We start from the raw sequence: 26,824 nt of genomic DNA on the forward strand, positions 1-26,824 counted from the left end.
ATCATGGCTAAACCTGCTGCTCGTCCTCGTAAAAAAGTTAAAAAGACAGTGGTTGATGGCATTGCCCACATCCATGCTTCTTTTAACAACACAATCGTGACCATCACCGACCGTCAAGGCAACGCTCTTTCCTGGGCTACCTCCGGTGGTTCGGGTTTCCGCGGTTCCCGCAAGTCCACCCCGTTTGCTGCTCAAGTAGCTGCTGAACGTGCTGGTCAAGCTGCGCTGGAATACGGCCTGAAAAACCTCGACGTTAACGTCAAAGGTCCAGGCCCAGGTCGTGAATCCGCAGTCCGCGCTTTGAACGGCTGTGGCTACAAGATCGCCAGCATCACCGACGTGACGCCAATCCCGCACAACGGGTGCCGTCCGCCGAAGAAGCGCCGCGTGTAATCCAGGAGATTGTAAAGAATGGCTCGTTACATTGGTCCAAAATGCAAACTCGCTCGTCGCGAAGGCACCGATCTTTTTCTGAAGAGCGGCGTGCGCGCGATCGAATCGAAGTGCAACATCGAAGCAGCACCTGGTATCCACGGCCAACGCCGCGGTCGCCAGTCCGATTACGGCACCCAACTGCGTGAAAAGCAGAAGGTCCGTCGTATCTACGGCGTTCTCGAGCGTCAATTCAGCGGCTACTACAAAGAAGCTGCTGGCAAGAAAGGCGCAACTGGCGAAAACCTGTTGCAGCTGCTCGAATGCCGTCTGGACAACGTTGTATACCGTATGGGTTTTGGCTCTACTCGTGCCGAATCCCGTCAGCTGGTATCGCACAAGTCGATCAGCGTTAACGGTCAGACCGTAAACGTTCCGTCCTACCAGGTTCGTGCTGGTGACGTGGTCGCAGTTCGCGAGAAAGCAAAGAACCAACTTCGCATTGTCCAAGCTCTCGATCTGTGTGCCCAACGTGGCCGCGTAGAATGGGTAGAAGTAGACACTGAGAAGAAGTCGGGCGTTTTCAAGAACGTTCCAGCTCGCAGTGATCTGTCCGCCGACATCAACGAAAGCCTGATTGTCGAGCTCTACTCCAAGTAAGGGCTAGAAAATAGGTGCATCCATGCAGATTTCGGTAAATGAGTTCCTGACACCCCGCCATATTGATGTGCAGGTTGTTAGTCCAACCCGCGCCAAGATCACTCTCGAGCCTCTCGAGCGTGGTTTCGGCCACACCCTGGGCAACGCGCTGCGCCGCATCCTGTTGTCCTCAATGCCCGGCTGTGCAGTAGTCGAGGCCGAGATTGACGGTGTGCTCCATGAGTACAGCGCCATCGAAGGTGTACAGGAAGACGTAATTGAAATCCTGTTGAACCTTAAAGGTCTGGCTATCAAGCTGCACGGTCGAGACGAAGTTACGCTGACCTTGTCGAAGAAGGGTTCGGGGGTGGTTACCGCTGCCGATATTCAGCTGGATCATGATGTCGAGATCGTTAACCCCGATCACGTAATCGCTAACCTGGCGTCTAACGGCGCCCTGAACATGAAGCTCACCGTAGCTCGTGGTCGTGGTTATGAACCGGCAGACTCGCGTCAGAGCGATGAAGACGAAAGCCGCAGCATCGGTCGCTTGCAGCTTGACTCTTCGTTCAGCCCGGTTCGCCGTATCGCATACGTGGTGGAAAACGCCCGTGTCGAACAGCGTACTAACCTGGACAAGCTGGTTATTGATCTGGAAACCAACGGTACCCTGGATCCTGAAGAGGCTATCCGCCGTGCTGCAACCATTCTGCAACAGCAGTTGGCTGCGTTCGTCGATCTCAAAGGTGACAGTGAGCCAGTGGTTGTCGAGCAGGAAGACGAGATCGATCCGATCCTGCTTCGCCCGGTTGACGATCTGGAACTGACTGTACGTTCGGCTAACTGCCTTAAGGCGGAAAACATCTACTACATCGGTGACCTGATTCAGCGTACCGAAGTAGAGCTGTTGAAGACTCCGAACCTTGGCAAGAAATCCTTGACTGAAATCAAGGACGTTCTGGCCTCCCGCGGTCTGTCCCTCGGCATGCGCCTCGACAACTGGCCGCCTGCAAGTCTTAAGAAGGACGACAAGGCGACTGCCTGATCGTCGTAATCACCGAACGTTGTGTTTGGTAAGGAATGAACCATGCGTCATCGTAAAAGTGGTCGTCACCTGAGCCGCACCAGCTCGCACCGCAAGGCCATGTTTCAAAACATGGCGGTGTCGCTGTTCGAGCACGAGCTGATCAAAACTACACTGCCAAAAGCCAAAGAACTGCGCCGCGTTGCTGAGCCGCTGATCACTTTGGCCAAGACAGACAGCCTGGCTAACCGCCGTCTGGCTTTCGACCGTACTCGTTCGAAAGCTATCGTTGGTAAGCTCTTCAACGACCTGGGCAAGCGTTACGCTACCCGTGAGGGTGGCTACCTGCGCATCCTCAAGTGCGGTTTCCGCACTGGCGACAACGCGCCTATGGCGTACGTCGAGTTGGTTGATCGTCCTGTCGGCGGTGAAGCTGTATCCGCTGAGTAAGACGTCAGTCTGAAACAAAGAACCGGGCCTAGTGCCCGGTTTTTTGTGCGTGTAAGAAACGCGCTGTTTGTACAAGCTTCCTTGCGGTTCATGCCTTCAGTATATGAGCGGGATTGTTGGTAGTATTTTTCTATTGATGTCTGCAAATTAATGAATTTGTAGGTGCCATGTTTGATGGTCAATACTCCCTCCCACGCCGATTAGCCGGCAGTTCCAAAACTGACAGAGGATGAGATCGCATGAGCCAAAACAAAACGCTTACGACCGCCAGTGGCGCTCCTGTCGCCGACAACCAGAATTCCCGCTCCGCCGGCCCTCGTGGCCCTTTGCTGCTCGACGATTTCCACCTGATCGAGAAGCTTGCGCACTTCAACCGTGAAAACATCCCTGAGCGTCGTGTACACGCCAAAGGTTCGGGTGCCTACGGTACGTTCACCGTAACTCGCGATATCACTCAGTACACCAGTGCCAAGCTGTTTGAGTCCGTCGGCAAACAAACCCCGACCTTTCTGCGATTCTCCACCGTGGGCGGCGAACGCGGTTCTGCGGACACCGAGCGTGATCCACGCGGTTTTGCCCTGAAGTTCTACACTGAAGAAGGCAACTGGGACATCGTCGGTAACAATACACCGGTGTTTTTCATCCGTGATCCGCTGAAATTCCCTGACTTTATTCACACCCAGAAACGCCTGCCGCAAAGCAATCTGAAAAGCGCGCAGATGATGTGGGATTTCTGGTCGCACTCGCCTGAGGCGTTGCACCAGGTCACCATTTTGTTCTCGGACCGCGGCATCCCTGACGGCTATCGCCACATGCATGGCTTCGGCAGCCACACCTACAGCCTGATCAACGCCAATGGCGAGCGTCACTGGGTGAAGTGGCACTACAAAACCAGGCAAGGGATCAAGAACCTCACTCCGGCAGAAGCGGCGCGCCTGGCGGGTACCGATCCGGATTACGCACAACGCGACCTGTTCGGCGCCATTGAGCGCGGTGACTTCCCGAAATGGAGTGTCAATATCCAGATCATGACCGAGGCCCAAGCCGAGGCTCATTACGAGAACCCGTTTGATGTGACCAAAACCTGGTCGCAGAAAGAGTTTCCGCTGATCGAAGTGGGTGAGTTAGAGCTCAACCGTAATCCGCTGAACTACTTCGCTGAAGTCGAGCAGGCGGCGTTCGGTCCGAGCAATATGGTCCCGGGTGTCGGGCTGTCGCCTGACCGCATGCTGCAAGGTCGCGTGTTCGCTTACGCTGATGCTCACCGCTACCGTGTGGGAACCAATCACCAGCAGCTGCCGGTGAATGCGCCTCGCAGCCCGGTCAACACTTACCAGCGCGATGGCTCCATGGCATTTGGTACCAATGGTGGTGCAGCACCGAACTACGAGCCGAACAGCTACGTAGAATCACCGAAACAGGCGCCGCGTTACGCTGAACCTGCTTTGGCCTTGAGTGGCGCGGCTGATCGTTACGATCATCGCGAAGATACCGACTACTACAGCCACGCTGGTGCGCTGTTCCGCCTGATGAGCGATGAGCAGAAAACTCTGCTGATCAACAACATTGCCGGTGCAATGGCTGGGGTTTCCAGCGATGTGGTTGATCGCCAATTGCAGCATTTCTTCAAAGCCGACCCCGCGTATGGAGAAGCAATCGCAAAGGCGCTCAACGTACAGCTTAACTAAGTCTAAACGATAAGCAGAACCGCCCTCATTTGGGCGGTTTTTGCGTTATTTAAACCGCTTTTCTCAGAATATCTTGGCTTTTATAGCGTCGAACGAGTGACCTTCCGATCAGGTTGGTTCAAACTACAGACTTTAAAGCAGGGAGATGTAGGGCGATGCAAGGTCACCCAGACGTAATCGATTACCTCAACACGTTGCTGACAGGCGAACTGGCCGCGCGTGATCAATATTTCGTGCACTCGCGGATGTATGAGGACTGGGGTTTCACCAAGCTCTACGAACGAATCAACCATGAGATGGAAGAAGAAGCAGGGCACGCTGATGCACTGATGCGCCGGATCCTGATGCTTGAAGGCACGCCACGCATGCGTGCGGACGATCTTGATGTCGGCACCACGGTGCCAGAGATGCTCGAAGCGGATCTGCGTCTGGAATACAAGGTCCGTGCTGCGCTCTGCAAGGGCATCAAGCTCTGCGAGCAGCACAAGGACTATGTCAGTCGCGAGATGCTGCGAGTTCAACTGCACGACACCGAGGAGGATCACACCTACTGGCTCGAAAAGCAGTTGGGTCTGATCAAGTTGATCGGTCTCGAGAACTACCTGCAATCCCACGCCTGATTGCCGCAGATACAAAAAAGCCCCTGTCACTGTTGAAGTGACAGGGGCTTTTTCATGGGGCAAGGTCAGGCTCGATCACGCTCCAACAGCGGCTTGAGATAGAAGCCAGTATGAGACTGCTTCATCTCCGACACTTCCTCTGGCGTACCGACGGCAATGATCTGGCCGCCTTTGGAACCACCTTCCGGCCCCAGGTCCACCAACCAGTCGGCAGTCTTGATCACATCCAGGTTGTGCTCGATCACCACCACGGTATTGCCGTGGTCGCGCAGTCGATGCAACACGTCGAGCAGTTGCTGGATATCCGCAAAGTGCAGGCCTGTGGTCGGCTCATCGAGGATGTACAGGGTCTTTCCGGTATCGCGCTTGGATAGCTCGCGAGACAGTTTCACCCGCTGGGCTTCACCGCCGGACAGCGTCGTCGCCGATTGCCCCAGCTTGATGTAGGAAAGGCCTACATCCATCAGCGTCTGAAGCTTGCGCGCCAAGGCTGGAACAGCGTCGAAGAACACCCGGGCTTCCTCGATGGTCATCTCGAGGGTTTCGTGGATGCTCTTGCCCTTGTACTTGATCTCCAGCGTCTCGCGGTTGTAGCGCTTGCTCTTGCAGACGTCGCACGGGACATAGATGTCTGGCAGGAAGTGCATTTCCACCTTGATCAGGCCATCGCCCTGACAGGCTTCGCAGCGTCCGCCCTTCACGTTGAAGGAGAAACGCCCCGGCCCGTAACCGCGGGAGCGGGATTCCGGCACACCGGCGAACAACTCGCGAATCGGCGTGAACAGCCCGGTGTAGGTCGCCGGGTTGGAGCGCGGCGTGCGACCGATCGGGCTCTGGTCAATGTCGACGACTTTATCCAGATGCTCCAGACCTTTGATGCTCTCGTGAGCAGCCGCTTCCAGGGTCGTTGCCCCATTGAGTGCAGTAGCGCTCAAAGGAAACAGTGTGTTGTTGATCAATGTCGACTTGCCCGAGCCGGATACACCGGTCACGCAGGTCAGCAGGCCGATCGGAATCTCCAGATCAACGTTGCGCAAATTGTTGCCGCGAGCGCCTTTGAGGGCCAACGACAACTTCTTGTTACGCGGCGTGCGTTTGGCTGGAACTGCGATCTTTACCCGACCCGACAGGTACTTGCCCGTCAGCGAATCAGGGTGAGCCATGACCTCGGCCGGCGTCCCTTCGGCGACGATATGCCCACCGTGGACACCCGCGCCCGGGCCAATATCCACTACATAGTCGGCCAAACGAATCGCGTCTTCGTCGTGCTCGACCACGATCACCGTGTTGCCGATGTCGCGCAGGTGCTTGAGGGTGCCCAGCAACCGGTCGTTGTCCCGTTGATGCAGACCAATCGACGGCTCATCGAGAATGTACAGAACCCCCACCAGGCCGGCGCCAATCTGACTGGCCAGACGAATTCGCTGGGCTTCGCCGCCGGACAGCGTATCGGCACTGCGATCCAGTGACAGATAGTCCAGGCCAACGTTGACCAGAAACTGCAGGCGCTCGCGGATTTCCTTGAGAATCTTGTCGGCGATCTCGCCACGGCGGCCGGTCAGTTTCAGCACGCCGAAATATTCACAGGCATCACCGATCGGCAGATTGGTCACCGCCGGCAAGGTCTTCTCGCCAACCCATACGTGCCGCGCCTCGCGACGCAGACGGGTACCGCGGCAATCCGGGCAGGGTTGGGTGCTGAGGAACTTGGCCAGCTCTTCACGCACCGAAGCCGATTCGGTTTCGCGATAGCGGCGTTCCAGGTTCGGCACGATGCCTTCGAACGGGTGCGAACGTTTGACGATGTCGCCACGGTCGTTCAGGTATTTGAAGTCGACGTTCTGCGAGCCACTGCCATGCAGGATGAATTTCTGCTGATCGGCCGGCAGGTCGTTGAACGGCACTTCGAGGCTGAACTTGTAGTGCGAGGCCAGCGACCCAAGCATCTGGAAGTAATAGACGTTGCGCCGGTCCCAGCCGCGAATTGCACCTTCGGCTAGAGTCAGTTCACCGTTCACCAGTCGTTTGGTGTCGAAGAACTGTTTAACCCCCAGACCATCGCAGGTCGGGCAGGCGCCGGCCGGGTTGTTGAAGGAGAACAGCTTGGGTTCCAGCTCGCTGATGGCGTGGCCACAGATCGGGCAGGCGAAGCGCGCGGAGAAGATGATTTCTTCGCCGGGCTCGTCATCCATCGGTGCGACCAGTGCAATGCCGTCTGCCAGTTTCAACGCTGTCTCGAACGACTCAGCCAAACGCTGTTGCAGATCGGCGCGGACTTTGAAGCGGTCGACCACGACATCGATCGAGTGCTTCTTCTGTTTATCCAGCTTCGGCAACTCGTCCAGCTCGCAGAGCCTGCCGTTGACGCGGGCACGTACAAAACCCTGGGCGCGCAGTTCTTCAAAGACCGAGAGGTGCTCGCCCTTACGCTCGCGGATCACCGGGGCCAGCAGCATCAGTTTGCTACCCTCCGGTTGTGCCAGCACCAGGTCGACCATCTGACTGACGGTCTGGGCTTCCAGCGGAATGTCGTGGTCCGGGCAGCGCGGAATACCGACGCGAGCGTAGAGCAGGCGCAGGTAGTCGTAGATTTCGGTAATGGTGCCAACCGTCGAGCGCGGGTTGTGCGAGGTTGACTTCTGTTCGATGGAGATCGCTGGCGACAGACCTTCAATGGTGTCGACGTCAGGTTTTTCCATCATCGACAGAAACTGCCGGGCGTAGGCCGACAGTGATTCGACATAACGGCGCTGGCCTTCGGCGTACAGCGTGTCAAAGGCCAGGGACGACTTGCCGGATCCGGACAGGCCGGTGATAACGATCAGTTTGTCCCGTGGCAGGGTCAGGTCGATGTTCTTCAGGTTGTGGGTTCGGGCCCCACGAATCAGGATCTTGTCCAAAGTGGCCTCGCTCGGCGGGCGTCGAAAACGTAGGAGTATACGGCCAAATACTGGATGGATGCACACTATCAAATGCGGGGCGCGCAGCCTTGCATGAAGACTGCGTCATCTGTGCGCGTCATAGCGTCGCGATATACCCCGTCAATCGATGGGACTGGTAGAATCGCCGCCGGTTCACATGAGGTTTTTCCATGCACGATCCCCACAGCGAACGCATGAGTGGCAGTGAGACCCGCGCAGCAAGCGGTCTGGCCCTGGTGTTCGCCTTCCGTATGCTTGGCATGTTCATGGTGTTGCCGGTTCTGGCGACCTATGGGATGGACCTGGCAGGAGCGACCCCGGCCCTCATCGGGTTGGCGATTGGCGCTTACGGCCTGACCCAGGCGATCTTTCAGATTCCTTTTGGCTTCATTTCCGACCGCATCGGTCGTCGTCCGGTGATTTACCTGGGGCTGATCATCTTCGCCCTGGGGAGTGTGCTGGCGGCCAATGCCGATTCGATCTGGGGCGTCATCGCCGGGCGCATCCTGCAAGGCGCCGGAGCGATTTCCGCGGCGGTCATGGCGTTGCTGTCAGACCTGACCCGGGAACAGCATCGGACCAAAGCCATGGCCATGATCGGCATGACGATTGGTCTGTCGTTCGCTGTCGCCATGGTTGTAGGACCATTGCTGACCCGTGTCTTCGGCCTGTCCGGGTTGTTCTTTGCCACCGGTGGCATGGCGCTGGTGGGCATCGTCATCGTGATGTTCATGGTGCCGCGTGCAACCGGGCCGTTGCAGCACCGCGAGTCCGGCGTCGCGCGCCAGGCGCTGATACCGACGCTCAAGCATCCGGATCTGCTGCGACTGGACCTGGGCATTTTTGTGTTGCACGCGATGTTGATGTCGAGCTTCGTTGCATTGCCCCTGGCCCTGGTCGAAAAAGCCGGGCTGCCTAAAGAGCAGCACTGGTGGGTCTACCTGACCGCGCTACTGATTTCCTTCTTCGCCATGATCCCGTTCATTATCTACGGCGAGAAGAGACGCAAAATGAAACGAGTTTTGCTCGGCGCCGTCGTGACGCTGATGTTCACTGAGCTATTCTTCTGGCAGTTTGGCGATAGCTTGCGGGCTCTGGTGATTGGTACGGTAGTGTTCTTCACCGCGTTCAATCTGCTGGAAGCCTCCTTGCCATCGCTGATCAGCAAGGTTTCACCGGCGGGCGGCAAGGGCACGGCAATGGGGGTTTATTCCACCAGTCAGTTCCTCGGTTCGGCGCTGGGCGGGATCCTCGGTGGCTGGATGTTCCAGCACGGCGGTTTGTCGGTTGTATTCCTCGGATGCGCCGGCCTGGCTGCCCTCTGGCTGGCCTTTGCTGTTACCATGCGCGAACCACCTTACGTCACGAGCCTGCGCTTGCCGTTGTCGCCCGAGGCGATCCGCGAAGCGGGTCTGGTCGAGCGCCTGAAGGCCGTCGTAGGGGTAACAGATGCAGTGATCGTCGAAGATGAAGCGGCGATTTACATCAAATTGGACACAGAACTATTGGATCGCACCACCCTTGAGCGCCTGGTGAACAACCCGGCCGGGGCAGCGTGCGTAGCCTAGGAGAACGTTATGGCCCGTGGGGTTAACAAAGTCATATTGGTCGGCACTTGCGGCCAGGATCCCGAAGTTCGCTACTTGCCTAACGGTAACGCCGTGACCAACCTGAGTCTGGCGACCAGCGAACAGTGGACCGACAAGCAAACCGGTCAGAAGGTCGAGAAGACCGAATGGCACCGTGTTTCGATGTTCGGCAAGGTTGCCGAAATTGCCGGCGAATACCTGCGTAAAGGTTCGCAGGTATACATCGAAGGCAAGCTGCAGACCCGCGAGTGGGAAAAAGACGGTATCAAGCGTTACACCACTGAAATCGTGGTCGACATGCAAGGCACCATGCAGCTGCTGGGCGGCCGTCCACAGCAGGGCGACCAACAAGGCGGGGGCAATAACTACCAGCAGTCCGCCCCGGCTCCACGCCAACAGGCTCCGCGTCCACAGCAGTCGGCACCGCAACAGTCGCGCCAGGCACCAGCTCCACAGCAGGCCGCTCCGCAGCCGGCTCCGGATTTCGACAGCTTTGATGACGATATCCCGTTCTAAAAAAGCTGCTATCCAGTAAGTAATAAAAAAAAGCGAAGCCAGTAATCTGGCTTCGCTTTTTTGTGGGCGCTGTTAACTGAACAAAGTGGCCACATTGGCCCGTGCCGAGTGCAGTTTCTTGTAGCTATCGATCAACCGCAGGTGCCTGTCGAGCCCCTCCAGTTTCATGCTGGTCGGCGTCAAGCCATGGAAACGCACGATGCCGTCCACCGACCCGATTGCTGCATCCGTGCGCTCGTTGCCAAACATCCGGCGGAAATTGGCCTCGTAGTCTTCCAGTTCCAGATCTTCGTCCAGCTTCATCTCCAGCACCACATTGACGGCCTGGTAGAACAAACCACGCTCAACCGTGTTGTCGTTGTACTGCAGGAACATTTCCACTGCCTCTTTCGCCTCTTCAAATTGCTGCAAGGCGAGATAAATCAGCAGCTTCAACTCCAGGATCGTCAGCTGACCCCAGGCCGTATTGTCGTCAAATTCGATACCGATCAGGGAGGTGATGTCGGTGTAGTCATCCAGCTCACTTTCCACCAGGCGCTCAACCAGCGCTTGCAGTTCGTCTTCGTCCAGGCGATGCAGGTTCAGGATATCGGCACGGAAAAACAGTGCTTTGTTGGTGTTATCCCAGATCAGATCGTCCGCGGGATAGATTTCCGAATAGTCCGGCACCAGGATGCGGCACGCCTTCGCGCCGATGTGCTCGTAGACGGCCATGTACACTTGCTTGCCCATGCCTTCGAGAATGCCGAACAAGGTCGCGGCTTCATCGGCATTCGAGTTTTCGCCTTGGCCGGAGAAGTCCCATTCCACGAATTCGTAATCCGATTTGGAACTGAAGAAGCGCCACGACACCACGCCGCTGGAGTCGATAAAGTGCTCGACGAAGTTATTCGGCTCGGTCACTGCATGACCTTCAAACGTCGGCTGGGGCAAGTCATTGAGGCCTTCGAAACTGCGGCCCTGCAGCAATTCGGTCAGGCTGCGTTCCAGCGCCACTTCCAGGCTCGGGTGCGCGCCGAACGAGGCGAACACACCGCCGGTACGCGGGTTCATCAAAGTGACGCACATCACCGGGAATTCACCACCCAGGGACGCATCCTTCACCAACACGGGGAACCCTTGCGCTTCCAGCGCCTGAATCCCGGCCAGTATCCCGGGGTACTTCGCCAGCACATCGGCCGGCACATCCGGCAGTGCAAATTCACCTTCGATGATTTCGCGTTTTACCGCGCGCTCAAAGATCTCCGACAGGCACTGAACCTGGGCTTCGGCCAGCGTGTTACCGGCACTCATGCCGTTGCTCAGGAACAGGTTTTCAATCAGGTTGGACGGGAAATACACCACCTCGCCGTCCGACTGGCGCACGTACGGCAGCGAGCAGATGCCGCGCTCTTCATTGCCCGAGTTGGTATCGATCAGATGGGAACCACGCAGCTCGCCGTCGCGGTTGTAAATCTTCAGGCAGTACTCGTCGAGAATTTCGGCCGGCAGCTCATCTTTTCGGCCAGGCTTGAACCAGCGTTCGTCCGGGTAGTGCACAAACGCTGCGTTGGCGATGTCTTCGCCCCAGAACTGGTCGTTGTAGAAGAAGTTGCAGTTGAGTCGCTCGATAAACTCGCCCAGCGCCGACGCCAACGCGCCTTCCTTGGTCGCACCCTTGCCGTTGGTAAAGCACATCGGCGAGTGCGCATCGCGGATATGCAGCGACCACACATTGGGCACGATATTGCGCCACGAGGCGATTTCAATCTTCATGCCCAGGTCCGCCAGAATGGCCGACATATTGGCGATGGTTTGCTCCAGCGGCAGATCCTTGCCCGCGATATAGGTGTGCGCCTCTGAACTAGAAGCGGGCATTAGCAACGCCTGGGCATCGGCGTCGAGGTTTTCGACTTCTTCGATCACAAACTCAGGCCCGGCTTGCACCACTTTTTTCACGGTGCAACGGTCGATGGAACGCAGGATGCCCTGGCGGTCCTTGTCGGAGATATCCGCCGGCAACTCGACCTGGATCTTGAAAATCTGGTTGTAGCGATTTTCCGGATCAACAATGTTGTTCTGCGACAGGCGGATGTTCTCGGTGGGAATACTGCGAGTGTCGCAGTACAACTTCACGAAATAAGCCGCACACAAAGCCGATGAAGCCAGAAAGTAATCGAACGGACCCGGTGCCGAGCCATCGCCCTTGTAGCGGATAGGTTGATCGGCCACCACCGTGAAGTCATCGAACTTGGCTTCAAGCCGAAGGTTGTCGAGAAAGTTGACCTTGATTTCCATGGGGGATTACCAGAATAACGGGCTAGACGATTTGGCCGCCATTATCCGGTATTTCAGCCGTAAGTCTTGCGGGCATCTTACTTATGTCCACACCGGCGATGGATGGATCAGTCGAGTATCAGGTGCGGCAAGAAACGGCTCGAGTCCTTGGTGATCAAACTGTTGTCTTCCCGCACGCCAATACCGGCTGCCTGATCGCCAATCACCCAGGAACCCATCAGCGTAAAGCTGTCGCCAAACTTCGGCAGCGGGGCGAATTCCTGAAGGATAAATGGCGCGTCGGTGTAGGGCCCGTCCTCTTTCACGATCAGACCGTCAGCGGTTTGCAGCTCAATGTTGGCGCCTTCCCGGGAAAAGAACGGCTTGCGCACCCAGCCTTTGGGCACCGCTTTGCTTGGGTCGGCATCCAGGTGCGCCGCGAGCAGGTTCGGGTGACCTTTGTTGGACTCCCACAGCAGCGGCAGGATGCCCTTGTTGGAGATGATGGATTTCCAGGCCGGCTCGAAAAACTGTGTATCGCTCTGAGCAATCGCTGCACCAAAGGGTTCGTGGAAGATGAACTCCCAGGCATGCAGCTTGAACAGGTGAGGAATCCAGCGATCCTCTAAATCGACGAAACGTCCTTCGTTGGTGAGGCCGATGTCCTCGATATCGATGTGCCGTGATTCGATGCCGACCTTTTCCGCGATCAGGCGCAAGTAGTCGGTGGTGCCTTTGTCTTCGACCGAATCTTTCATCGAGGCGAAGTAGAAGGGTTGTTTCAGCTGCAGCTGGGCAAAGGCCTGATGCAGCTTGGTGTCGATGCTGTTGAACTGGTCGGCATGCTTGGGCAGCAAGCCGCGTTCGATGCATTGCTCCAGCCAGCCCCACTGAAACGCCGCCGCCTCATACAGGCTGGTCGGCGTGTCGTAGTTGAGTTCCAGCAACTTGGCCGGCCCGCTGCCGTTGTAGGAGAAATCCATGCGTCCATACAGGTGCGGGTGGCCTTCGAGCCATGAAGTGCGAACCATGTCGAAGAATGGCGCGGGAATGCTCAGGCGCTCCAGCAACTCCTCGCTCTGAACCACGCGGGCCACGAGGTCCATGCACATCTCATGAATCTCGGTGGTCGGGTCTTCGAGATCGTTCTCGATCTGTTTGAGCGTGAACTGGTAATACGCGCTCTCATCCCAATAGGGTTCGTCGTCGATGGTATGGAACAGAAAGCCAAGACTTTCGGCCGTCTGTTTCCAGTCATGACGCTCTGCGCAGAGGATCTTCTTCATGGCGCTCGTTCCTTAACTGCTCGATCGGCCAGCGCTGCTCGAACCGCCCCAACCGCTGCGGGCGCTGGCTTTGCTGCCGAAGCCGCCACGAGACGTGGATGAGGCAACGGATATCGGCTTGGCGCCCGAACGGATTGAGTCGGTGTAGCTGCTGCTGCCGTACCTTGCCTGATTGGACTTGGTAAAGGTTGAGCCTTTGGAAATCCGCTGGTTGAGCGTCGAGGAGCCATAGTTGCCGCGATCATCGCGGTAGCGGTAGACCGGCTCGGAGAAGTAGCTGTTGCGATTGCTGCTCAGCATATTGCCGATCAGCAGGCCGGTCAGCAGGCTGGTGCCGGAGAACCCGGAGCCTCCACTGTTCGCTTCCGAGGCTGGCAATTGAGCCTTGGCCGCGTCCACTTGGGATTGCGTCACCTCGCCATCGGCGGTCAGTTCGAAACCACCCAGCTTGGGGATGAACTTGCCGGCGGAATCCTGTTGGCACCAGTCGGCGACAAAGTCGGCATCGCAATCGGCCTGGTTGTCGTACACCGGCGCGATGCGGCGGTGCTCAGCCATGGCGGTCATGTAGGCGTCAGAGCAGACGTCCACCGGGAGCTTTTCATCGGCGCACTGCTGAACAGACTGGAAGTTGTACTTCTTCTGCACCGGGTAGGTTTTTTCTTCCTGCCCGCAACCTGATATCGCCATGGCGACCGACGCTGCCAGCGAGAGCTGAACGTACTTGCTTCGTTTCATCGGGATCTCCGTGGCGCAATCAGTTCTGGGAGGGAGTCATGCAGGCGGCGTTCAACATGCCGACGCTGATGGCCACTGCCGCGATATAGATACCCGCAGCGATTTCGCCTTTTTTAATCCGTTCAGAGGCGCCTTTAAGCACCAGGCTGGTCACCAGAAACGCCAGCAGTTGTACGAAAGCGGCAATCACTGCCCAGACGACGAAGTCCAGAATGCTGATCGAGTAAGCAATCACATTGCTGGCCGGAATGGCGAAACCGATCATGGCGCCACCCAGCGCGATCGCGGCCGCAACGTTGCCCGAGCGGATCAGTTCGAACTCTTTGTGCGGGGTGATTCGGGTGTAGATGAACTGGAACAGCGCGAACAGCACGGCGGCGCCGAGGATGTACAAAACAAACCCGAGCACGGCGGCTTTGTTCAGGGAGATGGAGAGCGCTTCAAGCATGGACTTCTTCCTTTTTAAAAAGTGTTCAGGTCAGTGGTGTACAGCGAAATGCCCAGCGAAGTGCTCAAGCTGATAGTGCCTTCGGCGTCTTCCTCGACGGAAAACAGCAGGAATTCCCGGCGATCGGTCAGGCCGGTTTCACGGGCATACAGCATCGAACGGTGCTCGATGCTGTAGGACTCATCCGGGTTTTTCAGGTGTTCGCTCAGCGCCACCAGTTCTGTCTGGCCGCTCTCGGTGCCCCATTCGCGGGTGTATTCGACACCGTTGTGGTTGTAAGTCGGCAGGCCGATCAAGCTTTCAGGACCGGCCAGCCGACGCAACTCCGATTCACTGTTTATGGTGACGTAACTGAGGTAATTGAACAGGATCACTGATTCGACTTGTCCGGCTATGTCGCCGCTGGTGTGGACTTGCAGCCAGTGGTCTTCGTCGTTCATGTAATAGCGCGACAGCCAGGCCGACTGCCCGAGCTCGATGGTGCCGGAGCTCCAGATCTGCTGGGAGCCAGGAATGACCACAGCGGTGTTGCCGTCGAGCAACAATTTCAGGGTCGTGTCGAACATCACGCCCTTGCCCAATGCCAGGCCCAGCGGACCGGTGGCGGGCAGGGTTTCGTTGGCTGTCCATTTCGATTCCGTATTCGCTTTCGGGGCCTCAAGCCCCATCAACTGTTTAAACCATCCCATTGGTGATTTCCTTGAGGCGAGTGGAGGCGATGTAGAAGAGTTCGCCGCCCTCAACGCGAGTGGCGCCGGGCGGGTTGATCGAAGGCTGTCGGGCGCCTTTGGCGCGGTAGCCGATCAGGGTCGCGTTGTGGCGCTCTTTCATCTGTGTGTACAGATCGCCGAACGTTGCTTCAAAAGTCTCGGGCAGTCTCATCAGGTATTGGGTGGCGCCTTGACCCACGCACAGCAATTCATTGATGACCACTGACGAGCCCGGATCCTGAGAGGCACGCACCAACATCTCGATGGCCATGCTCGAGGTGCATTCCAGGCTGGGCGCGTAGGCGCTGGCAAGGGCGGCAATTTCACTTTCATTGAAGTGGGCGACCACATGCCCGACAGGGCTCAGTTGATTGATCGCCAGCACGGTGGCCAGGGTCAGATCGTCTGAATGGGTACGCACCAGGACGCGCTCGGCACCGGGAACGCCGGCCCGCAGCAAAAGCGCGGCAGAGGACAGGCTTTCGCCTTTGATAAAGTCCGCTTTGCCCGGCATGGGATTTTCTTCGAGGTCGCAATCGCAGATGACAATCAGGTTGTCATTGGACGTTTCGTCCTGCAGTAACAATTCAATGACCCGCTCGCTGGACGCGCCTTCCCAGCCGATGAGAACGGTGTGGCCGACCTTGCCGGTGAAATCGCCTTTGCCCTTCATGCCTTTTCTCCAAACATCGATGACGCTGCTGGTGGTTTTGCCGATGGCTGCCGTCAGCAGCGCAATGCCCCCGAGCATGACCCAGGTAGCCACGAAAATTCGTCCCGCCGATGTCTGTGGCGCGAGATCGCCATAGCCGACGGTGAGCGTGGTGGTGAGATAGAAGTAGGTAAACGTGGCGGGGGCGGTGAGGTGTTGTTCGCCCAGAAGCGCCAGGCCGATATAGGCCGTGCTCAGGTGTATGCCCAACGCAATGGCCAGGCCTGCCCAGCCGAACCGATGGAAGAAGGAAGAGGCGTACGTGCGCAATAAAAGGAAAATCGACATTACATCCCTGACTCCATGGGGGGCTCATTCCTGGCGACGTAATCGCTCTGGCGTCTGAGTGCTCAAGTGCGGTTACCGGACGGCATTAAACCTGCTGCGCGGCGTAGATAACAGTACCTTGGCTGCAATAAATCCGGCGATCGCACCAAAGATATGCCCTTCGAAGGACATGCCCTGGCGAGGAAAGAAGCCAAAAATCAAACCGCCATAGAGCAGAACCACGACACTGGCTGTTATCAGGTTGCTCCAGCTCCTCTGGAACCAGGCGCGCGACAGGAGGTACGCCCACAGCCCGAATACCCATCCGCTGGCACCGATGTGTACACCTGCAAAACCGAACAGCCAGACCAGCGTACCGCCCAACAGGATAATGATGGCGCTGACGGCCATGAACCGGTTGAGCCCTTCGACGATGACCAGGGTACCGAGAATCAAAAAGGCAATCAGGTTGGTGCTCAGGTGCGCAAAGGACCCGTGCAAGAAAGGCGAGGTGATGATGCCGACCAGTCCGTGCAGAGTTCTCGGCACCAGGCCGAAGGCAATAAGGCTGTAGCCGGTCACTACATTGAGCAGTTGCAGCGCGACCATGAAGAGGGCCACGCCTGCGATTGTCTTGAAACCCTTAAGGGCATCCATCCGTGACCTCGACTCGAAGGGCAATGAATGCCCGTTACTTAAGCGCAACCCATGTGGGAGCGGGCTTATGTGGCGAGGGGGCTTGCCCCCGTTCGACTGCGAAGCAGTCGTAAAACCAGCCACCGCGTTCTAATTCAAGATCGTGGTGACTGGTTTCAGGTGCGCTTCGCGCCCCAACGGGGGCAAGCCCCCTCGCCACATAAGCCCGCTCCCACAGGTTCCGCAGCTCGGCATTAAATGCCCTTCCTGCTGCGGTGTTGCTTACTCAGCCGATTTTTTCTTCAGGCGTTCCAGAATCGCATTGGCGCTGCCTTCGTTCGGCGTGATGCCGGCTTCGCGCAGCTTGCGCTCCAGGTCGGTGCCGGTCGATGCATCGGCCAGTTGGTCCTGGGCTTCCAGTTCAGCGGCGCGTTGCTGCTGCTTGGCCTGCAGGCGGTTCAGCGTACCGACGGCGGTTTCCAGCTTGCCGTTGGCGCCGCCACTGGCGATCGAAGCGCTGACCTGGGCTTTCTGTACGCTTTCACGCGCCTTGGCCATGTCCACTTGCTGACGCAGGCTTTTGATGCGGTTTTCGGCCTTGGTGATGTCTTTACGCATGTTGTCCGCGTAACCGCCGAATTCGGTGGCCTGCTTTTGCTCGACATCCAGTTCATTGGTCAGGGTCGAAATGGCTTCGGCCACTTCCAGTGCCAGGTCTTCGCGGTTGGCCTGGATCGCGGCCAGGGCCTTGGATTCCAGATCCTTGATCTTGGCGTTGTACTCGCTGACGCGATCAGCCGACAGTTTGTGCTTGGCCATGATGGTGACCAGCTCACGCTTGGCGTTGGCCAGCGCGCTGTCAGCATCGCGAATTTCCTGGTCGAGGATGCGCAGGGCCTGTTGGTCGACGATCGATTCGCCGACTTCGTTGGCACCACCACGCAGCGCGGTGAACAATTTGCTCCAGATGGACTGAGTCATTGGATATTTCCTGTTCCCGAAAAATTAGATGAAGAAACGTTCAAAGGCTTCGCTGGCGCGCTGGACGTTGTCGACGAGGGTTTTGACCTCGGTCACGACGTTGGTCAGGCTGGAGTCGGAGCTCAGGGCGCCGAACATGTTGTAAACGATCTGCCCGTTGGGCATGGACTCGATGCCGATCGAGGACAGCGGGAACATTTCCCGGCTGCGCAGAACGGCATCATTGAATGCCGGTACGTCGTTGATGGACTCGACATCGACCAGAACGGTGTCCACGATGACCTGATCGCCAACCACGGCGATGTAAATCGGCAAGCCACCGAAATCGTTCATTTCCAGCTTGATGCTGGACTCGGAGCCTTGAACGAGGGAGAGGGTGATGTCGTTCGAAACCACTTCGTCGAGGGCCTGAAGGGCGCTGTAGAGGCGATCGATGTTCCAGTTATTACCTGCGCTCATGTAATTCTCCGACATGAATGAGCCAGCCAGAATCGGTTGGCGTAGCTGTTTCTCCATCTGCTTGAGCAGGCTTCGGTTTTCGGGAAGCACCCAAGTCTCGTGTTTCACATACCCGGCGGCACCCAGGCCCGCGCGCATCTGCTTCATGTAGAAACTGGATGGTTTTTTCGCGGACGGTTTCGAGCGCTCTCCCTTTTGGCTCGCTGAATCGGTAACAGACCCGGTTGGCGGATCTGATGGAGAGCTGCTGTTCATGATGCTGACCCCGTTGTGAAAAACTCACGCGTGAGAAACACTACAGGCAATTTTTACGACCATCAATAGCTCACGCGTGAGATTTTTTCGACTGTTGCACAGGTGTATGACAAAAGAAGGTCTATCACTCAATGCCAGTCAGTTAAGCGCAATCCTGTGGGAGCGGGCTTGCCCGCGATAGCGATGTAACAGTCAACAAAGATGTTGGATGTGATGGCCTCATCGCGGGCAAGCCCGCTCCCACAGGTTCCTCATCTTAATCAGCCAGAAAGTCGTCAGTGGACACCACGCGGGCATAAGCAAAACCCAGGGCCGACATGAAGGCTGCGTGAACGTGGGCAGCCGGGACGGTGACGCCGTTGAACTCAAGATCACGGGTGGCGCAGGCATCGTGGACGACGGTAACGGTATAGCCCAGGTCGGCGGCGGCTCGGGTGATGCCGTCGATGCACATGTGGCTCATGCTCCCGACCACCACCAGGTGTTCGATGCCTTGCTGGTCGAGGATGGACTCCAGTTCGGTCTCACGGAACGCGTTGACGAAGTGTTTGAGCACTACCGGCTCGTCGGCGCGGTTGAGGACTTTAGAGTGCAACTTCGCGCCGTCGGAGCCCGGAGTGAAGAACGGTGCGTCGTCGGAGGTGAACTCGTGGCGGATGTGCACCACCGGATCACCGGCCTCGCGAAACGCCTGAATCATCCGTGCGGCGTTGTCCGCTGCGGCGTCGGCGCCCACCAGAGGCCACTTGCCCTGGGGGAAGTAGTCGTTCTGGATATCGACTACGATGAGTGCTTGCTTGGCCATGACTGTTTCCTCGAAGTGTGTGTTGGTTGTGGAATCAAGTATTGGGTTTAGCGGGCTGTTCGAGGATTGGCCGCACCGACAATAGCAGGGGGAAAACTGACAATGGGTGTGGAAAGGGCAGTCGCCGAACTGGGGGTGCTGATCTATCCCGGTGCGCAGATGGCGGCGGTGCATGGGCTGACGGACCTGTTCGGCGTGGCCAACCGGATCGCCGCCGAGCATCAGGCGGCGCAGCTACCGTTGCTGCGGGTCAGTCATTGGCAGGTCGAGGGCGATCAGGTGCCCGAGCGGGTCTATGACACCCATCCTGGCCCGGCCGGCGCATTGGTCGCCGTGTTGATCCCGCCCTCGATCGGAGGTTTTTCCGAGCGGCAGGCGCCCCAAGAGCTGATTCGCTGGATTCGTCAGCAGCACGCCAACGGTGCGACCCTCGGCGGGGTCTGCGTGGGCTCTATTCTATTGGCCGAAAGCGGCCTGCTCGATGGCCGTAGCGCGACTACCCACTGGACCTCGGCCAAGGCCTTCGCCGAGCGTTACCCGGCAATCAAGCTCAAGGCCGACACGCCGATTGTCGACGATGGTGACCTGATCACCACTGCCGGGTTGATGGCTTGGTCAGAGTTGGGATTGCGGCTGGTGAACCGCTTGCTCGGGCCGAGCATTGCCACCGGCACGGCGCGGTTTCTGGTGGTGGAACACAGCGACAGCGCGAGTGAGTGCGGCAGTAATTTTTCACCGATTCTCAACCATGGCGATGCGTCGATTCTCAAGGTCCAGCATTGGCTGCAAAGCACCGGGGCGACCGATGTCTCGTTGGCGGCGATGGCTGAGCGGGCGGGGCTGGAAGAGCGCACTTTCCTGCGGCGTTTTCGTGCGGCAACCGGGTTGAAACCCACCGAGTACTGCCAGCACCTGCGGGTCGGCAAAGCGCGGGAAATGCTCGAATTCACCAACGGCACCATTGATCACATTGCCTGGACCGTGGGTTACCAGGACCCGAGTGCGTTTCGGGCAACGTTCAAAAAGATTACCGGGCTGACGCCGAGTGATTATCGGGGGCGGTTTGGGGTGTCTGCGACCGCGGCCGTGGCTCGGTAGCGAGCATCACTGCAGAACCCATGTGGGAGCGGGCTTGCTCGCGAAAGCGATCTATCAGTCGACATTGATGCTAACTGATCCTCCGCATTCGCGAGCAAGCCCGCTCCCACATTGGGTCTATGCCAGACTTTGAGTCGTGCAAAATGCCGGGAGTATTGAAAGGCGTCGTGCAGAATAAAACAGGCCTTGTGCTATCACGCATTTCGCAATTGGCTGATTTAAAAACCGTTTATTTCCAGTCGCCATTGGCCTGATCTCTGCACCTCCTTCAGCTACATTTATCAAACGCAGATTGAAGGGGAACGCATGACCCCAACACATCGTAACAAACTGGTACTCGCCCATTCAGTGCGGCCCAGTGCCTCGCTGCACGAAGTCGAAACCAACCGCGCGTTGGCCCGTTGGCTGGCGCAGGTCGTAGGGCTCGAATACGGCGGCAGTTACGACCCGCAGCTGCATAGCGGCCGTGATATTTATCTGTTGCCGACCCAAACGCTGGTGGGCGTTGCTGCCGCCCGGCAGCTGGGCGTCAAAGGGCCGGAGGATTTGTGGGGCGGTTACGTCGACCACGATTTCATCTGCACCAAAGCCATCAGCCATGGGTTGTTGAACCGCTATGCGTTCGCACCCGAAGGCTGGTCGTCGTTGTTTTCCGAACGGGTGCGCAGCGTCGTGCTCGATGGCCTCAGTGTGTTCTCCCTGGAGGATGCTCGCCCGGCAGCGGAGCACTTGCTCTACAGCGGTCCGATCCGCATGAAACCTATTCATGCCTGCGCCGGACGCGGTCAGGAAGTGATCAAAAGCCTCGACCAGTTCGACGTCATCCTCGCTCGCCCCGATGCCAAAACATTGTTCACCGAAGGTGTGGTGCTGGAACAAGACTTGACCGAGGTGGTCACCCATAGCGTCGGTCAGAGTTTTATCGGCGACAAGGTGCTGAGTTATTGCGGTGATCAATACTTGACCGAAGACGGTCAGGGCGAGCAGGTTTATGGAGGGTCCAACCTGTTGGTGGTGCAGGGCTATTACGAGGACCTGCTGGCGCTGGAACTACCGGACGACACGAGGCTGGCAATCCAGCAAGCGCAGGTATTCGACAGCGCGGCCGATGAAGCCTACCCCGGTTTCTACGCCTCGCGGCGCAACTACGACATCGCCCAAGGGCTGGATTGCGATGGCAAACAACGCAGCGGCGTGCTCGAACAGTCCTGGCGCCTGGGCGGTGCCAGCAGTGCTGAAGTCGCGGCGCTGCAGAGCTTCGTCAACAACCCCGGCTTGCGCGCGATTCGCGTGTCGTCGATCGAAACCTATACCGATCAACCTCTGCCGGCCAACGCCATTGAGGTCTACCGCGGGCCAGCGGAACACAGTGACTTTCTTCTCAAGTACGTAACGGTCAAATCCTATGACGGCTAGAAGCGAAACCATTCAGATCGACATCGACGATGAACAGATGAGCGGAACCTTCCTCAGCCCCAAATCGAAAGTCCCGGGTGTGCTTTTCGTCCACGGTTGGGGTGGTAGTCAGGAGCGCGACCTGGAGCGCGCCAAAGGCATTGCCGGGTTGGGTTGCGTGTGCCTGACATTCGACTTGCGCGGCCATACTGGCGGGACCGGTATTCCGTTGTCCCGGATAACCCGCGAAGACAACCTGCGTGACCTGCTGGCGGCCTACGACCGCTTGCTCGCCCATCCGGCGCTCGACACCTCGGCGATCGCCGTGGTCGGCACCAGTTATGGCGGTTATCTGGCGGCGATCCTGACGTCCTTGCGCCCGGTGCGCTGGTTGGCGCTGCGGGTGCCGGCGTTGTATCGCGACGACTTTTGGCACACACCCAAGCGTGAGCTGGACAAGCTCGATTTGCGCGATTACCGCAGCACGCGGGTCAGCGCCGACAGCAATCGCGCGCTGCATGCCTGTTCGCAATTTACCGGGGATGTGTTGCTGGTGGAGTCCGAGACCGACGCCTATGTGCCCCACGCGACCATCATGAGTTACCGCGCGGCGTGTCAGCAGACCCACTCGCTGACTCACCGGATTATCGACGGTGCCGATCACGCCTTGAGCGAGCCAGTATCGCAACAGGCGTACACCTCGATCCTCGTGGGCTGGATCACGGAAATGGTGGTGGGCGAGCGGTTGAGCATTATTCAGTCGAGTTGAGATTTGCGGTGTTCTTGCGATCATTCGCGAGCAAGCCCGCTCCCACATTAGACCGCGTTCAGCCAGACAGCGCGGATCAAATGTAGGAGCGAGGCTTGCCCGCGAAGGCGTCATTGCGAACACCACTCACCCCGGTTTTTTCGAAATCCGCAACGACTTGGCCTTGGCTTCCACCACCAGGTACATCACCACGGTAATCAGTAGCGGCAGGAGGAAATAGATCGCCCGATAAGCGAGCAACCCCGCCACCAGACTTCCCCGCGAAGCCTCGTGTTGCAGCAGCGCCACGAACACTGCCTCCAGCACCCCAAGCCCGGCCGGAATGTGGGTGATGACCCCGGCGATCGCGCTGATCAGCAACACGCCAAGCACCAGCGGATAGTCCAGCTTGCTCGGCAACAGAGTGAAGATCACCGCCGCCATCAGCGACCAGTTCAGCGCGCCGAGGGCCAGTTGCAGGACGGCCATGTGCATTGACGGCAGGTTGATTTCAACGCCACGAATCGACCATTCCCGCCGCCTGGAAAACCGACAGGCCGCCAGATACCCCGCGCTCAACAGCAGCAATAACACGCCCACGCCTTGCAGGGCACCGCTGCTCAGTTTCCAGCCTGGCGGCATCCTCACCAGTCCGCTGCTGAACACGGTGCCGGCAATCACCATGTAGCCGAACCAGTTGGTCGCCAGGCTCAGCCCGAGAATCTTCGCGATGTTGCTTTTGCTCACGCCGAGCCGTGAATACAGCCGATAACGCATCGCGACTCCGCCGACCCAGGCGCTCAGGTTAAGGTTGAAGGCATAGCTGATGATGCCCACCGGCAGGATCTGCCGCCAGGTCAGGTCCTGTCGGATATAGGTGCGACCGATCAGGTCGAAACAGGCGTACACCAGAAAACTCATCAACGTCAGTCCGGACGCGATGATCAGTGTGCGCACTTTGAAATCGGCGAGGGTATCGAACACTTCGCCCCATTCGATGCGCTGGGCAAGCATCGTGAACAGCACGATCAACGCCAGAAAAAACAGCATCGTCAGAGGCTTTTTCCAGCGGTGCCAGTGGGATTTTCGCGGCGTGTCGGAGTGAGGGGCAGGCTGCGCATCAGAATGCCTCATGCCTTATCGCTCCCAGTCGGATGGATGAAGGGTTTCAGGCGCGGTTTATGCGCCGGCAGCCAACCAGCCCACGCCGGGAAATGCCGCAGGAAGTGAAACACCAGAAAGCCGACAGTCATGTGCCAGATCCGCCCGCGAGGCGCCTTGTCCGCCGACATGACCTTGCAGTGGTTGCTGCTCAACTCGTCGAGACGCTCGAACAGATCGCGGTTGAAGGCGCGGTCGCGGATCAACACGTTGGCCTCCAGGTTCAGCGACAGGCTCAGCGGGTCGAGGTTGCTTGAGCCTACGGTGCTCCAGTCCTCGTCAACCAGGGCGACTTTGCCATGCAGGGGCCGGTCGCAATATTCGTAAATCGCTACGCCGGCCCGCAGCAGATAATCGTAGGTCATGCGCGCGGCGAGCCTGGCCACCCGCAAATCCGGCTGGCCCTGAAGAATCAGGCGCACCTCGACCCCTCGACGCGCCGCGTTGCGGATCTCCCGCAGCAGCCGATAGCCTGGAAAGAAGTAGGCGTTGGCGATCACCACGCGATGCCGGGCACCGCGCACGACCTGCAAGTACACCTCTTCGATATCGCCCGGGTGTTCGCCATTGTCGCGATACACCAGCCGGACCTGACCATCATGATCGCTGACCGCCAGTTCCGCGCGCCGCTGTCTGCGGCGCTGCCACCAATATTTGGCCCGGGCCGGGCGGCCGCTTTGCAGCAAGGCGAAATGATGGATATCGGCCACCGCCGGGCCTTGTACTTCAACCGAATAATCCTGTTTGGCCTCGGGGCCGAAGTCGGCCAAATGGTCGGCGGAAAAGTTGATTCCGCCGAGGAACGCAATCGTCCCGTCGACCACCACAATCTTGCGGTGCAGGCGGCGGAACCAGTTGGTGCGAATGCCAAAGTGACGCGGGGCGGGGTCGAATATTTGCAGGCGCACACCGGCATTGCTCAGGGCGGCGAGGAACTCCGTACTCAATTCGCCACAGCCAAAACCGTCGAGGTTGACGGTGATGCGCACACCCCGGTGAGCCGCTTCAATCAGGATTTTTTGCAGCTCATTGCCGACCTTGTCCTCGAACACAATGAAAGTCTCCAGCAGGATTTCACTCTGGGCCTGGCGCAGCGCTTCAAACACCCGTGGAAAGTATTCCTCACCGTTCTCCAGCAATTGGACCCGGTTGTTACCGTGCCAACCGTATTCGACGTTAACGACCGCCGGCTCACGCACGGGCGGAGGCGCGGAGACGTGTTCGATCGTGGTTTTTTCCATCAATGGGCCGGTCATAGCTCGATCTCCACCGATAGCGGTGCATGGTCAGAAAGGTGTGACCAGGGCCGTGCCGCCAGTACTTGCGGATGGCTGGCCTTGAGGTTGCGCACGTAGATGCGGTCCAGGCGCAACGCCGGCAGACGCGCCGGGAAACTGCGCGCTGGTTTGCCATGCAGCTCGGCGAACACCTCACGCAAACCGCAGGGCTTGAGCAGTGCATCGGCGCGCAGGCGCCAGTCGTTGAAGTCGCCAGCGACCACCACCGGGGCATCCTGCGGCAACTCTTCCATGCGTTGGCTCAGCAGCTTGAGTTGTGCCGTCCGGTGACTTTCGCGAAGCCCCAGATGGACGCAAATGGCATGCACTTCCCGACCATCGCCGGGCATCCGCAGCACGCAATGCAGGATTCCACGGTTCTCATGGCCGTGGATGGAAACGTCGAGGTTGTCGTGGCGGATGATCTGGAACTTCGACAACAGCGCATTGCCGTGATCGCCCGCCGGATAAACCGCGTTGCGCCCATAGGCAAATTGCGGCCACAGGGTATCGGCCAGAAACTCGTACTGGGGCATCGCTGGCCAATTGTTGTAGCGCTGGGGGTGATGCTCGTGGGTGCCATGGACTTCCTGCAGAAACACCACGTCGGCGGACACACTGCGCACCGCCTCACGCAACTCGGGCAGGATGAAGCGCCGGTTGAGCGCGGTGAAACCCTTGTGGGTGTTGACCGTCAGCACGGTGAAACGGCTCACGGCGCTGATAATGGGTTGCTGTTCATCCGTTGTGCCGACCGGTTCGGGAACGCTCATGGCAGCACTCCTTCGGCAGCTGGCTCACCGGGGGCGGTGGCAAGGTCTTTGTCGAGATGCAAACGCTCAAGCAAGCGGCGGGCATCGAAGGGCGCCCGGACCTTGATGTCGTTATCGAAATAGCAGAACACTTCCCGAGACTTGCGTGTCTTGGTTTTTTGCCGGGGCGCGATCAATTGCGGATCCGCCGGTTGCTGTCCGTGATACCAGGCCTCGATCCGGTCGCCCCAGCGTTGCAGCGCTTGTGGGGTGTAACCGCTGGCGTAGAGCTCTTCGGCACCGTGCAGACGCAGATAGACGAAATCACTGGTGAGGTCTTCGCGATACGGCCATTTCCCGGCGGTGTCAGCGATGACCAGCGCGGTGTTGTAGCGTTTGAGCAGCCGGACGAAGGCGGGATCGACAAAGCTTTCGTGGCGAATTTCCACGGCATGGCGCAGCGGTTTTTTGCCGTAGGCTTTCATGCTGGCGTGACCGTTCAAGCGCGGCTCATGTTGGCGTGCGAGGGCGGCGGCCTGTTCCGTGTCGTGGGGTAATTGTTCGAGAAAGCTTTCGAACAATTCCGGGTCGAATTTGAAGTTGGGCGGAAATTGCCAGAGGATCGGGCCGAGTTTTTCCTTGAGCTCCAGCACCCCGGAGGCAAAGAAATTCGCCAGCGGTTTATGAATGTCCCGCAAGCGCTTGATATGGGTGATAAAACGCGGAGCCTTGACGCTGAAGACGAAGCCCGCCGGGGTTTCGTCGTACCACTGGGCATAACGTTCGGGCCGTTGCAGGGCGTAAAACGATCCATTTATTTCGATGCTGTTCACTGCCCGAGAAGCGAATTGCAATTCGCGCTTCTGGGTCAGCCCCTTCGGGTAGAACTCCCCCCGCCAAGGCGTGTAGCGCCAGCCTGAAATACCAATATGAATCGCCGCCATGTCGCCTCCCGTCCTCGGACAGCCCTGTCTTTTGATGACTGCCGGGTGTGCGAGAAAGTTTCGATGGGGCTACGGAC

At 58.2% G+C, this 26,824-nt stretch carries 26 protein-coding genes; 11 read left to right on the forward strand and 15 right to left on the reverse strand.

All coding sequences use genetic code 11. The features are described from left to right. Positions 1-3: 3 nt before the first annotated feature. From rpsK to bfr, 6 genes are all read left to right on the forward strand, one after another. Positions 4-393 carry a 30S ribosomal protein S11 gene (gene rpsK, locus TU81_RS20700; RefSeq protein ID WP_002555466.1) on the forward strand — a complete coding sequence of 130 codons (390 nt, stop codon included), beginning with the start codon at positions 4-6 and terminating at the stop codon, positions 391-393. A gap of 18 nt (positions 394-411) precedes the next feature. Continuing rightward, positions 412-1,032 (forward strand): 30S ribosomal protein S4, encoded by a 621-nt coding sequence (gene rpsD / locus TU81_RS20705; RefSeq protein WP_003176404.1) that lies wholly within the window; start codon positions 412-414, stop codon positions 1,030-1,032. Positions 1,033-1,054: 22 nt separating this feature from the next. Next, positions 1,055-2,056, forward strand: a complete 1,002-nt coding sequence (locus tag TU81_RS20710; protein ID WP_003186012.1) for a DNA-directed RNA polymerase subunit alpha — start codon at positions 1,055-1,057, stop codon at positions 2,054-2,056. Between the two features lie 42 nt (positions 2,057-2,098). After that, positions 2,099-2,485, forward strand: coding sequence for a 50S ribosomal protein L17 (gene rplQ, locus TU81_RS20715; protein ID WP_007896790.1), 387 nt, complete (start codon positions 2,099-2,101; stop codon positions 2,483-2,485). Positions 2,486-2,724: 239 nt separating this feature from the next. Next, on the forward strand, positions 2,725-4,173 hold the full coding sequence (locus tag TU81_RS20720) for a catalase (RefSeq protein ID WP_038981315.1): 1,449 nt from the start codon (positions 2,725-2,727) through the stop codon (positions 4,171-4,173). Positions 4,174-4,328: 155 nt separating this feature from the next. After that, complete coding sequence (gene bfr, locus TU81_RS20725) at positions 4,329-4,793, forward strand: bacterioferritin (RefSeq protein WP_038981316.1); 465 nt, start codon at positions 4,329-4,331, stop codon at positions 4,791-4,793. Positions 4,794-4,858: 65 nt separating this feature from the next. Here bfr and uvrA read toward each other — a convergent pair whose 3' ends face one another. Beyond that, a complete protein-coding gene (gene uvrA, locus TU81_RS20730) occupies positions 4,859-7,693 on the reverse strand; it encodes an excinuclease ABC subunit UvrA (RefSeq protein ID WP_048396417.1) in 2,835 nt (944 codons plus the stop codon). Between the two features lie 191 nt (positions 7,694-7,884). Between uvrA and TU81_RS20735 the strand changes: the two genes are divergently transcribed. Both TU81_RS20735 and TU81_RS20740 read left to right on the forward strand, forming a co-directional pair. Beyond that, positions 7,885-9,282 (forward strand): MFS transporter, encoded by a 1,398-nt coding sequence (locus TU81_RS20735; protein ID WP_038981318.1) that lies wholly within the window; start codon positions 7,885-7,887, stop codon positions 9,280-9,282. 9 nt (positions 9,283-9,291) lie between these two features. Then, a complete protein-coding gene (locus TU81_RS20740) occupies positions 9,292-9,819 on the forward strand; it encodes a single-stranded DNA-binding protein (RefSeq protein WP_016969466.1) in 528 nt (175 codons plus the stop codon). A 72-nt stretch (positions 9,820-9,891) separates the two neighbouring features. On the opposite strand, the gene TU81_RS20745 is transcribed toward TU81_RS20740, so the two are convergent. From TU81_RS20745 to TU81_RS20790, 10 genes are all read right to left on the reverse strand, one after another. Next, positions 9,892-12,096 (reverse strand): OsmC domain/YcaO domain-containing protein, encoded by a 2,205-nt coding sequence (locus TU81_RS20745; RefSeq protein WP_048396418.1) that lies wholly within the window; start codon positions 12,094-12,096, stop codon positions 9,892-9,894. A gap of 107 nt (positions 12,097-12,203) precedes the next feature. Further along, positions 12,204-13,361: a glutathionylspermidine synthase family protein gene (locus TU81_RS20750; RefSeq protein ID WP_048396419.1), complete on the reverse strand. Its 1,158-nt coding sequence runs from the start codon at positions 13,359-13,361 to the stop codon at positions 12,204-12,206. 12 nt (positions 13,362-13,373) lie between these two features. Next, positions 13,374-14,099, reverse strand: coding sequence for a DUF1190 domain-containing protein (locus tag TU81_RS20755; RefSeq protein ID WP_048396420.1), 726 nt, complete (start codon positions 14,097-14,099; stop codon positions 13,374-13,376). A gap of 19 nt (positions 14,100-14,118) precedes the next feature. After that, complete coding sequence (locus TU81_RS20760) at positions 14,119-14,547, reverse strand: DUF350 domain-containing protein (protein WP_048396421.1); 429 nt, start codon at positions 14,545-14,547, stop codon at positions 14,119-14,121. Positions 14,548-14,561: 14 nt separating this feature from the next. Continuing rightward, positions 14,562-15,236, reverse strand: coding sequence for a DUF2491 family protein (locus tag TU81_RS20765; RefSeq protein ID WP_048396422.1), 675 nt, complete (start codon positions 15,234-15,236; stop codon positions 14,562-14,564). Further along, complete coding sequence (locus tag TU81_RS20770) at positions 15,223-16,257, reverse strand: ion channel (protein ID WP_048396423.1); 1,035 nt, start codon at positions 16,255-16,257, stop codon at positions 15,223-15,225. The genes TU81_RS20765 and TU81_RS20770 overlap by 14 nt, the downstream gene beginning before the upstream one ends. Before the next feature lie 72 nt (positions 16,258-16,329). After that, a complete protein-coding gene (locus TU81_RS20775; protein ID WP_038981325.1) occupies positions 16,330-16,893 on the reverse strand; it encodes a rhomboid family intramembrane serine protease in 564 nt (187 codons plus the stop codon). 261 nt (positions 16,894-17,154) lie between these two features. Beyond that, on the reverse strand, positions 17,155-17,853 hold the full coding sequence (locus TU81_RS20780; RefSeq protein WP_007896817.1) for a PspA/IM30 family protein: 699 nt from the start codon (positions 17,851-17,853) through the stop codon (positions 17,155-17,157). A 24-nt stretch (positions 17,854-17,877) separates the two neighbouring features. Continuing rightward, on the reverse strand, positions 17,878-18,459 hold the full coding sequence (locus TU81_RS20785; protein WP_088500343.1) for a YjfI family protein: 582 nt from the start codon (positions 18,457-18,459) through the stop codon (positions 17,878-17,880). Positions 18,460-18,823: 364 nt separating this feature from the next. Then, positions 18,824-19,372 (reverse strand): cysteine hydrolase family protein, encoded by a 549-nt coding sequence (locus tag TU81_RS20790; RefSeq protein ID WP_048396424.1) that lies wholly within the window; start codon positions 19,370-19,372, stop codon positions 18,824-18,826. 102 nt (positions 19,373-19,474) lie between these two features. Between TU81_RS20790 and TU81_RS20795 the strand changes: the two genes are divergently transcribed. The 3 genes from TU81_RS20795 to TU81_RS20805 all read left to right on the forward strand — a co-directional run bounded on the left by TU81_RS20795 (position 19,475) and on the right by TU81_RS20805 (position 22,634). Then, positions 19,475-20,470, forward strand: a complete 996-nt coding sequence (locus tag TU81_RS20795; protein ID WP_048396425.1) for a GlxA family transcriptional regulator — start codon at positions 19,475-19,477, stop codon at positions 20,468-20,470. Positions 20,471-20,776: 306 nt separating this feature from the next. Beyond that, positions 20,777-21,886, forward strand: coding sequence for a DUF3182 family protein (locus TU81_RS20800; RefSeq protein WP_038981329.1), 1,110 nt, complete (start codon positions 20,777-20,779; stop codon positions 21,884-21,886). Next, positions 21,876-22,634 (forward strand): alpha/beta hydrolase family protein, encoded by a 759-nt coding sequence (locus TU81_RS20805; protein WP_038981330.1) that lies wholly within the window; start codon positions 21,876-21,878, stop codon positions 22,632-22,634. The genes TU81_RS20800 and TU81_RS20805 overlap by 11 nt, the downstream gene beginning before the upstream one ends. A 126-nt stretch (positions 22,635-22,760) precedes the next feature. On the opposite strand, the gene TU81_RS20810 is transcribed toward TU81_RS20805, so the two are convergent. Genes TU81_RS20810 through TU81_RS20825 form a run of 4 tightly spaced genes read right to left on the reverse strand, consistent with a single transcriptional unit; the run spans position 22,761 to position 26,747 of the window. Then, complete coding sequence (locus tag TU81_RS20810) at positions 22,761-23,747, reverse strand: lysylphosphatidylglycerol synthase domain-containing protein (RefSeq protein ID WP_038981331.1); 987 nt, start codon at positions 23,745-23,747, stop codon at positions 22,761-22,763. Beyond that, positions 23,744-25,030, reverse strand: a complete 1,287-nt coding sequence (gene clsB / locus TU81_RS20815; protein ID WP_048396426.1) for a cardiolipin synthase ClsB — start codon at positions 25,028-25,030, stop codon at positions 23,744-23,746. Before clsB ends, TU81_RS20810 begins: the two co-directional genes overlap by 4 nt. Then, positions 25,027-25,824 (reverse strand): endonuclease/exonuclease/phosphatase family protein, encoded by a 798-nt coding sequence (locus TU81_RS20820; RefSeq protein ID WP_038981333.1) that lies wholly within the window; start codon positions 25,822-25,824, stop codon positions 25,027-25,029. Before TU81_RS20820 ends, clsB begins: the two co-directional genes overlap by 4 nt. Then, positions 25,821-26,747 (reverse strand): DUF72 domain-containing protein, encoded by a 927-nt coding sequence (locus TU81_RS20825; RefSeq protein WP_048396427.1) that lies wholly within the window; start codon positions 26,745-26,747, stop codon positions 25,821-25,823. The genes TU81_RS20820 and TU81_RS20825 overlap by 4 nt, the downstream gene beginning before the upstream one ends. Positions 26,748-26,824 lie beyond the last annotated feature (77 nt).

The organism is Pseudomonas lini, from assembly GCF_001042905.1.
Lineage (GTDB): Bacteria > Pseudomonadota > Gammaproteobacteria > Pseudomonadales > Pseudomonadaceae > Aquipseudomonas > Aquipseudomonas lini.

Coding starts and splice junctions, on each gene's coding strand:
- rpsK (WP_002555466.1), top strand. CDS start 4: ATGGCTAAACCTGCTGCTCGTCCTCGTAAAAAAGTTAAAAAGACAGTG.
- rpsD (WP_003176404.1), top strand. CDS start 412: ATGGCTCGTTACATTGGTCCAAAATGCAAACTCGCTCGTCGCGAAGGC.
- TU81_RS20710 (WP_003186012.1), top strand. CDS start 1,055: ATGCAGATTTCGGTAAATGAGTTCCTGACACCCCGCCATATTGATGTG.
- rplQ (WP_007896790.1), top strand. CDS start 2,099: ATGCGTCATCGTAAAAGTGGTCGTCACCTGAGCCGCACCAGCTCGCAC.
- TU81_RS20720 (WP_038981315.1), top strand. CDS start 2,725: ATGAGCCAAAACAAAACGCTTACGACCGCCAGTGGCGCTCCTGTCGCC.
- bfr (WP_038981316.1), top strand. CDS start 4,329: ATGCAAGGTCACCCAGACGTAATCGATTACCTCAACACGTTGCTGACA.
- TU81_RS20735 (WP_038981318.1), top strand. CDS start 7,885: ATGCACGATCCCCACAGCGAACGCATGAGTGGCAGTGAGACCCGCGCA.
- TU81_RS20740 (WP_016969466.1), top strand. CDS start 9,292: ATGGCCCGTGGGGTTAACAAAGTCATATTGGTCGGCACTTGCGGCCAG.
- TU81_RS20745 (WP_048396418.1), bottom strand. CDS start 12,096: ATGGAAATCAAGGTCAACTTTCTCGACAACCTTCGGCTTGAAGCCAAG.
- TU81_RS20750 (WP_048396419.1), bottom strand. CDS start 13,361: ATGAAGAAGATCCTCTGCGCAGAGCGTCATGACTGGAAACAGACGGCC.
- TU81_RS20755 (WP_048396420.1), bottom strand. CDS start 14,099: ATGAAACGAAGCAAGTACGTTCAGCTCTCGCTGGCAGCGTCGGTCGCC.
- TU81_RS20760 (WP_048396421.1), bottom strand. CDS start 14,547: ATGCTTGAAGCGCTCTCCATCTCCCTGAACAAAGCCGCCGTGCTCGGG.
- TU81_RS20765 (WP_048396422.1), bottom strand. CDS start 15,236: ATGGGATGGTTTAAACAGTTGATGGGGCTTGAGGCCCCGAAAGCGAAT.
- TU81_RS20770 (WP_048396423.1), bottom strand. CDS start 16,257: ATGTCGATTTTCCTTTTATTGCGCACGTACGCCTCTTCCTTCTTCCAT.
- TU81_RS20775 (WP_038981325.1), bottom strand. CDS start 16,893: ATGGATGCCCTTAAGGGTTTCAAGACAATCGCAGGCGTGGCCCTCTTC.
- TU81_RS20780 (WP_007896817.1), bottom strand. CDS start 17,853: ATGACTCAGTCCATCTGGAGCAAATTGTTCACCGCGCTGCGTGGTGGT.
- TU81_RS20785 (WP_088500343.1), bottom strand. CDS start 18,459: ATGAAGCAGATGCGCGCGGGCCTGGGTGCCGCCGGGTATGTGAAACAC.
- TU81_RS20790 (WP_048396424.1), bottom strand. CDS start 19,372: ATGGCCAAGCAAGCACTCATCGTAGTCGATATCCAGAACGACTACTTC.
- TU81_RS20795 (WP_048396425.1), top strand. CDS start 19,475: ATGGGTGTGGAAAGGGCAGTCGCCGAACTGGGGGTGCTGATCTATCCC.
- TU81_RS20800 (WP_038981329.1), top strand. CDS start 20,777: ATGACCCCAACACATCGTAACAAACTGGTACTCGCCCATTCAGTGCGG.
- TU81_RS20805 (WP_038981330.1), top strand. CDS start 21,876: ATGACGGCTAGAAGCGAAACCATTCAGATCGACATCGACGATGAACAG.
- TU81_RS20810 (WP_038981331.1), bottom strand. CDS start 23,747: ATGAGGCATTCTGATGCGCAGCCTGCCCCTCACTCCGACACGCCGCGA.
- clsB (WP_048396426.1), bottom strand. CDS start 25,030: ATGACCGGCCCATTGATGGAAAAAACCACGATCGAACACGTCTCCGCG.
- TU81_RS20820 (WP_038981333.1), bottom strand. CDS start 25,824: ATGAGCGTTCCCGAACCGGTCGGCACAACGGATGAACAGCAACCCATT.
- TU81_RS20825 (WP_048396427.1), bottom strand. CDS start 26,747: ATGGCGGCGATTCATATTGGTATTTCAGGCTGGCGCTACACGCCTTGG.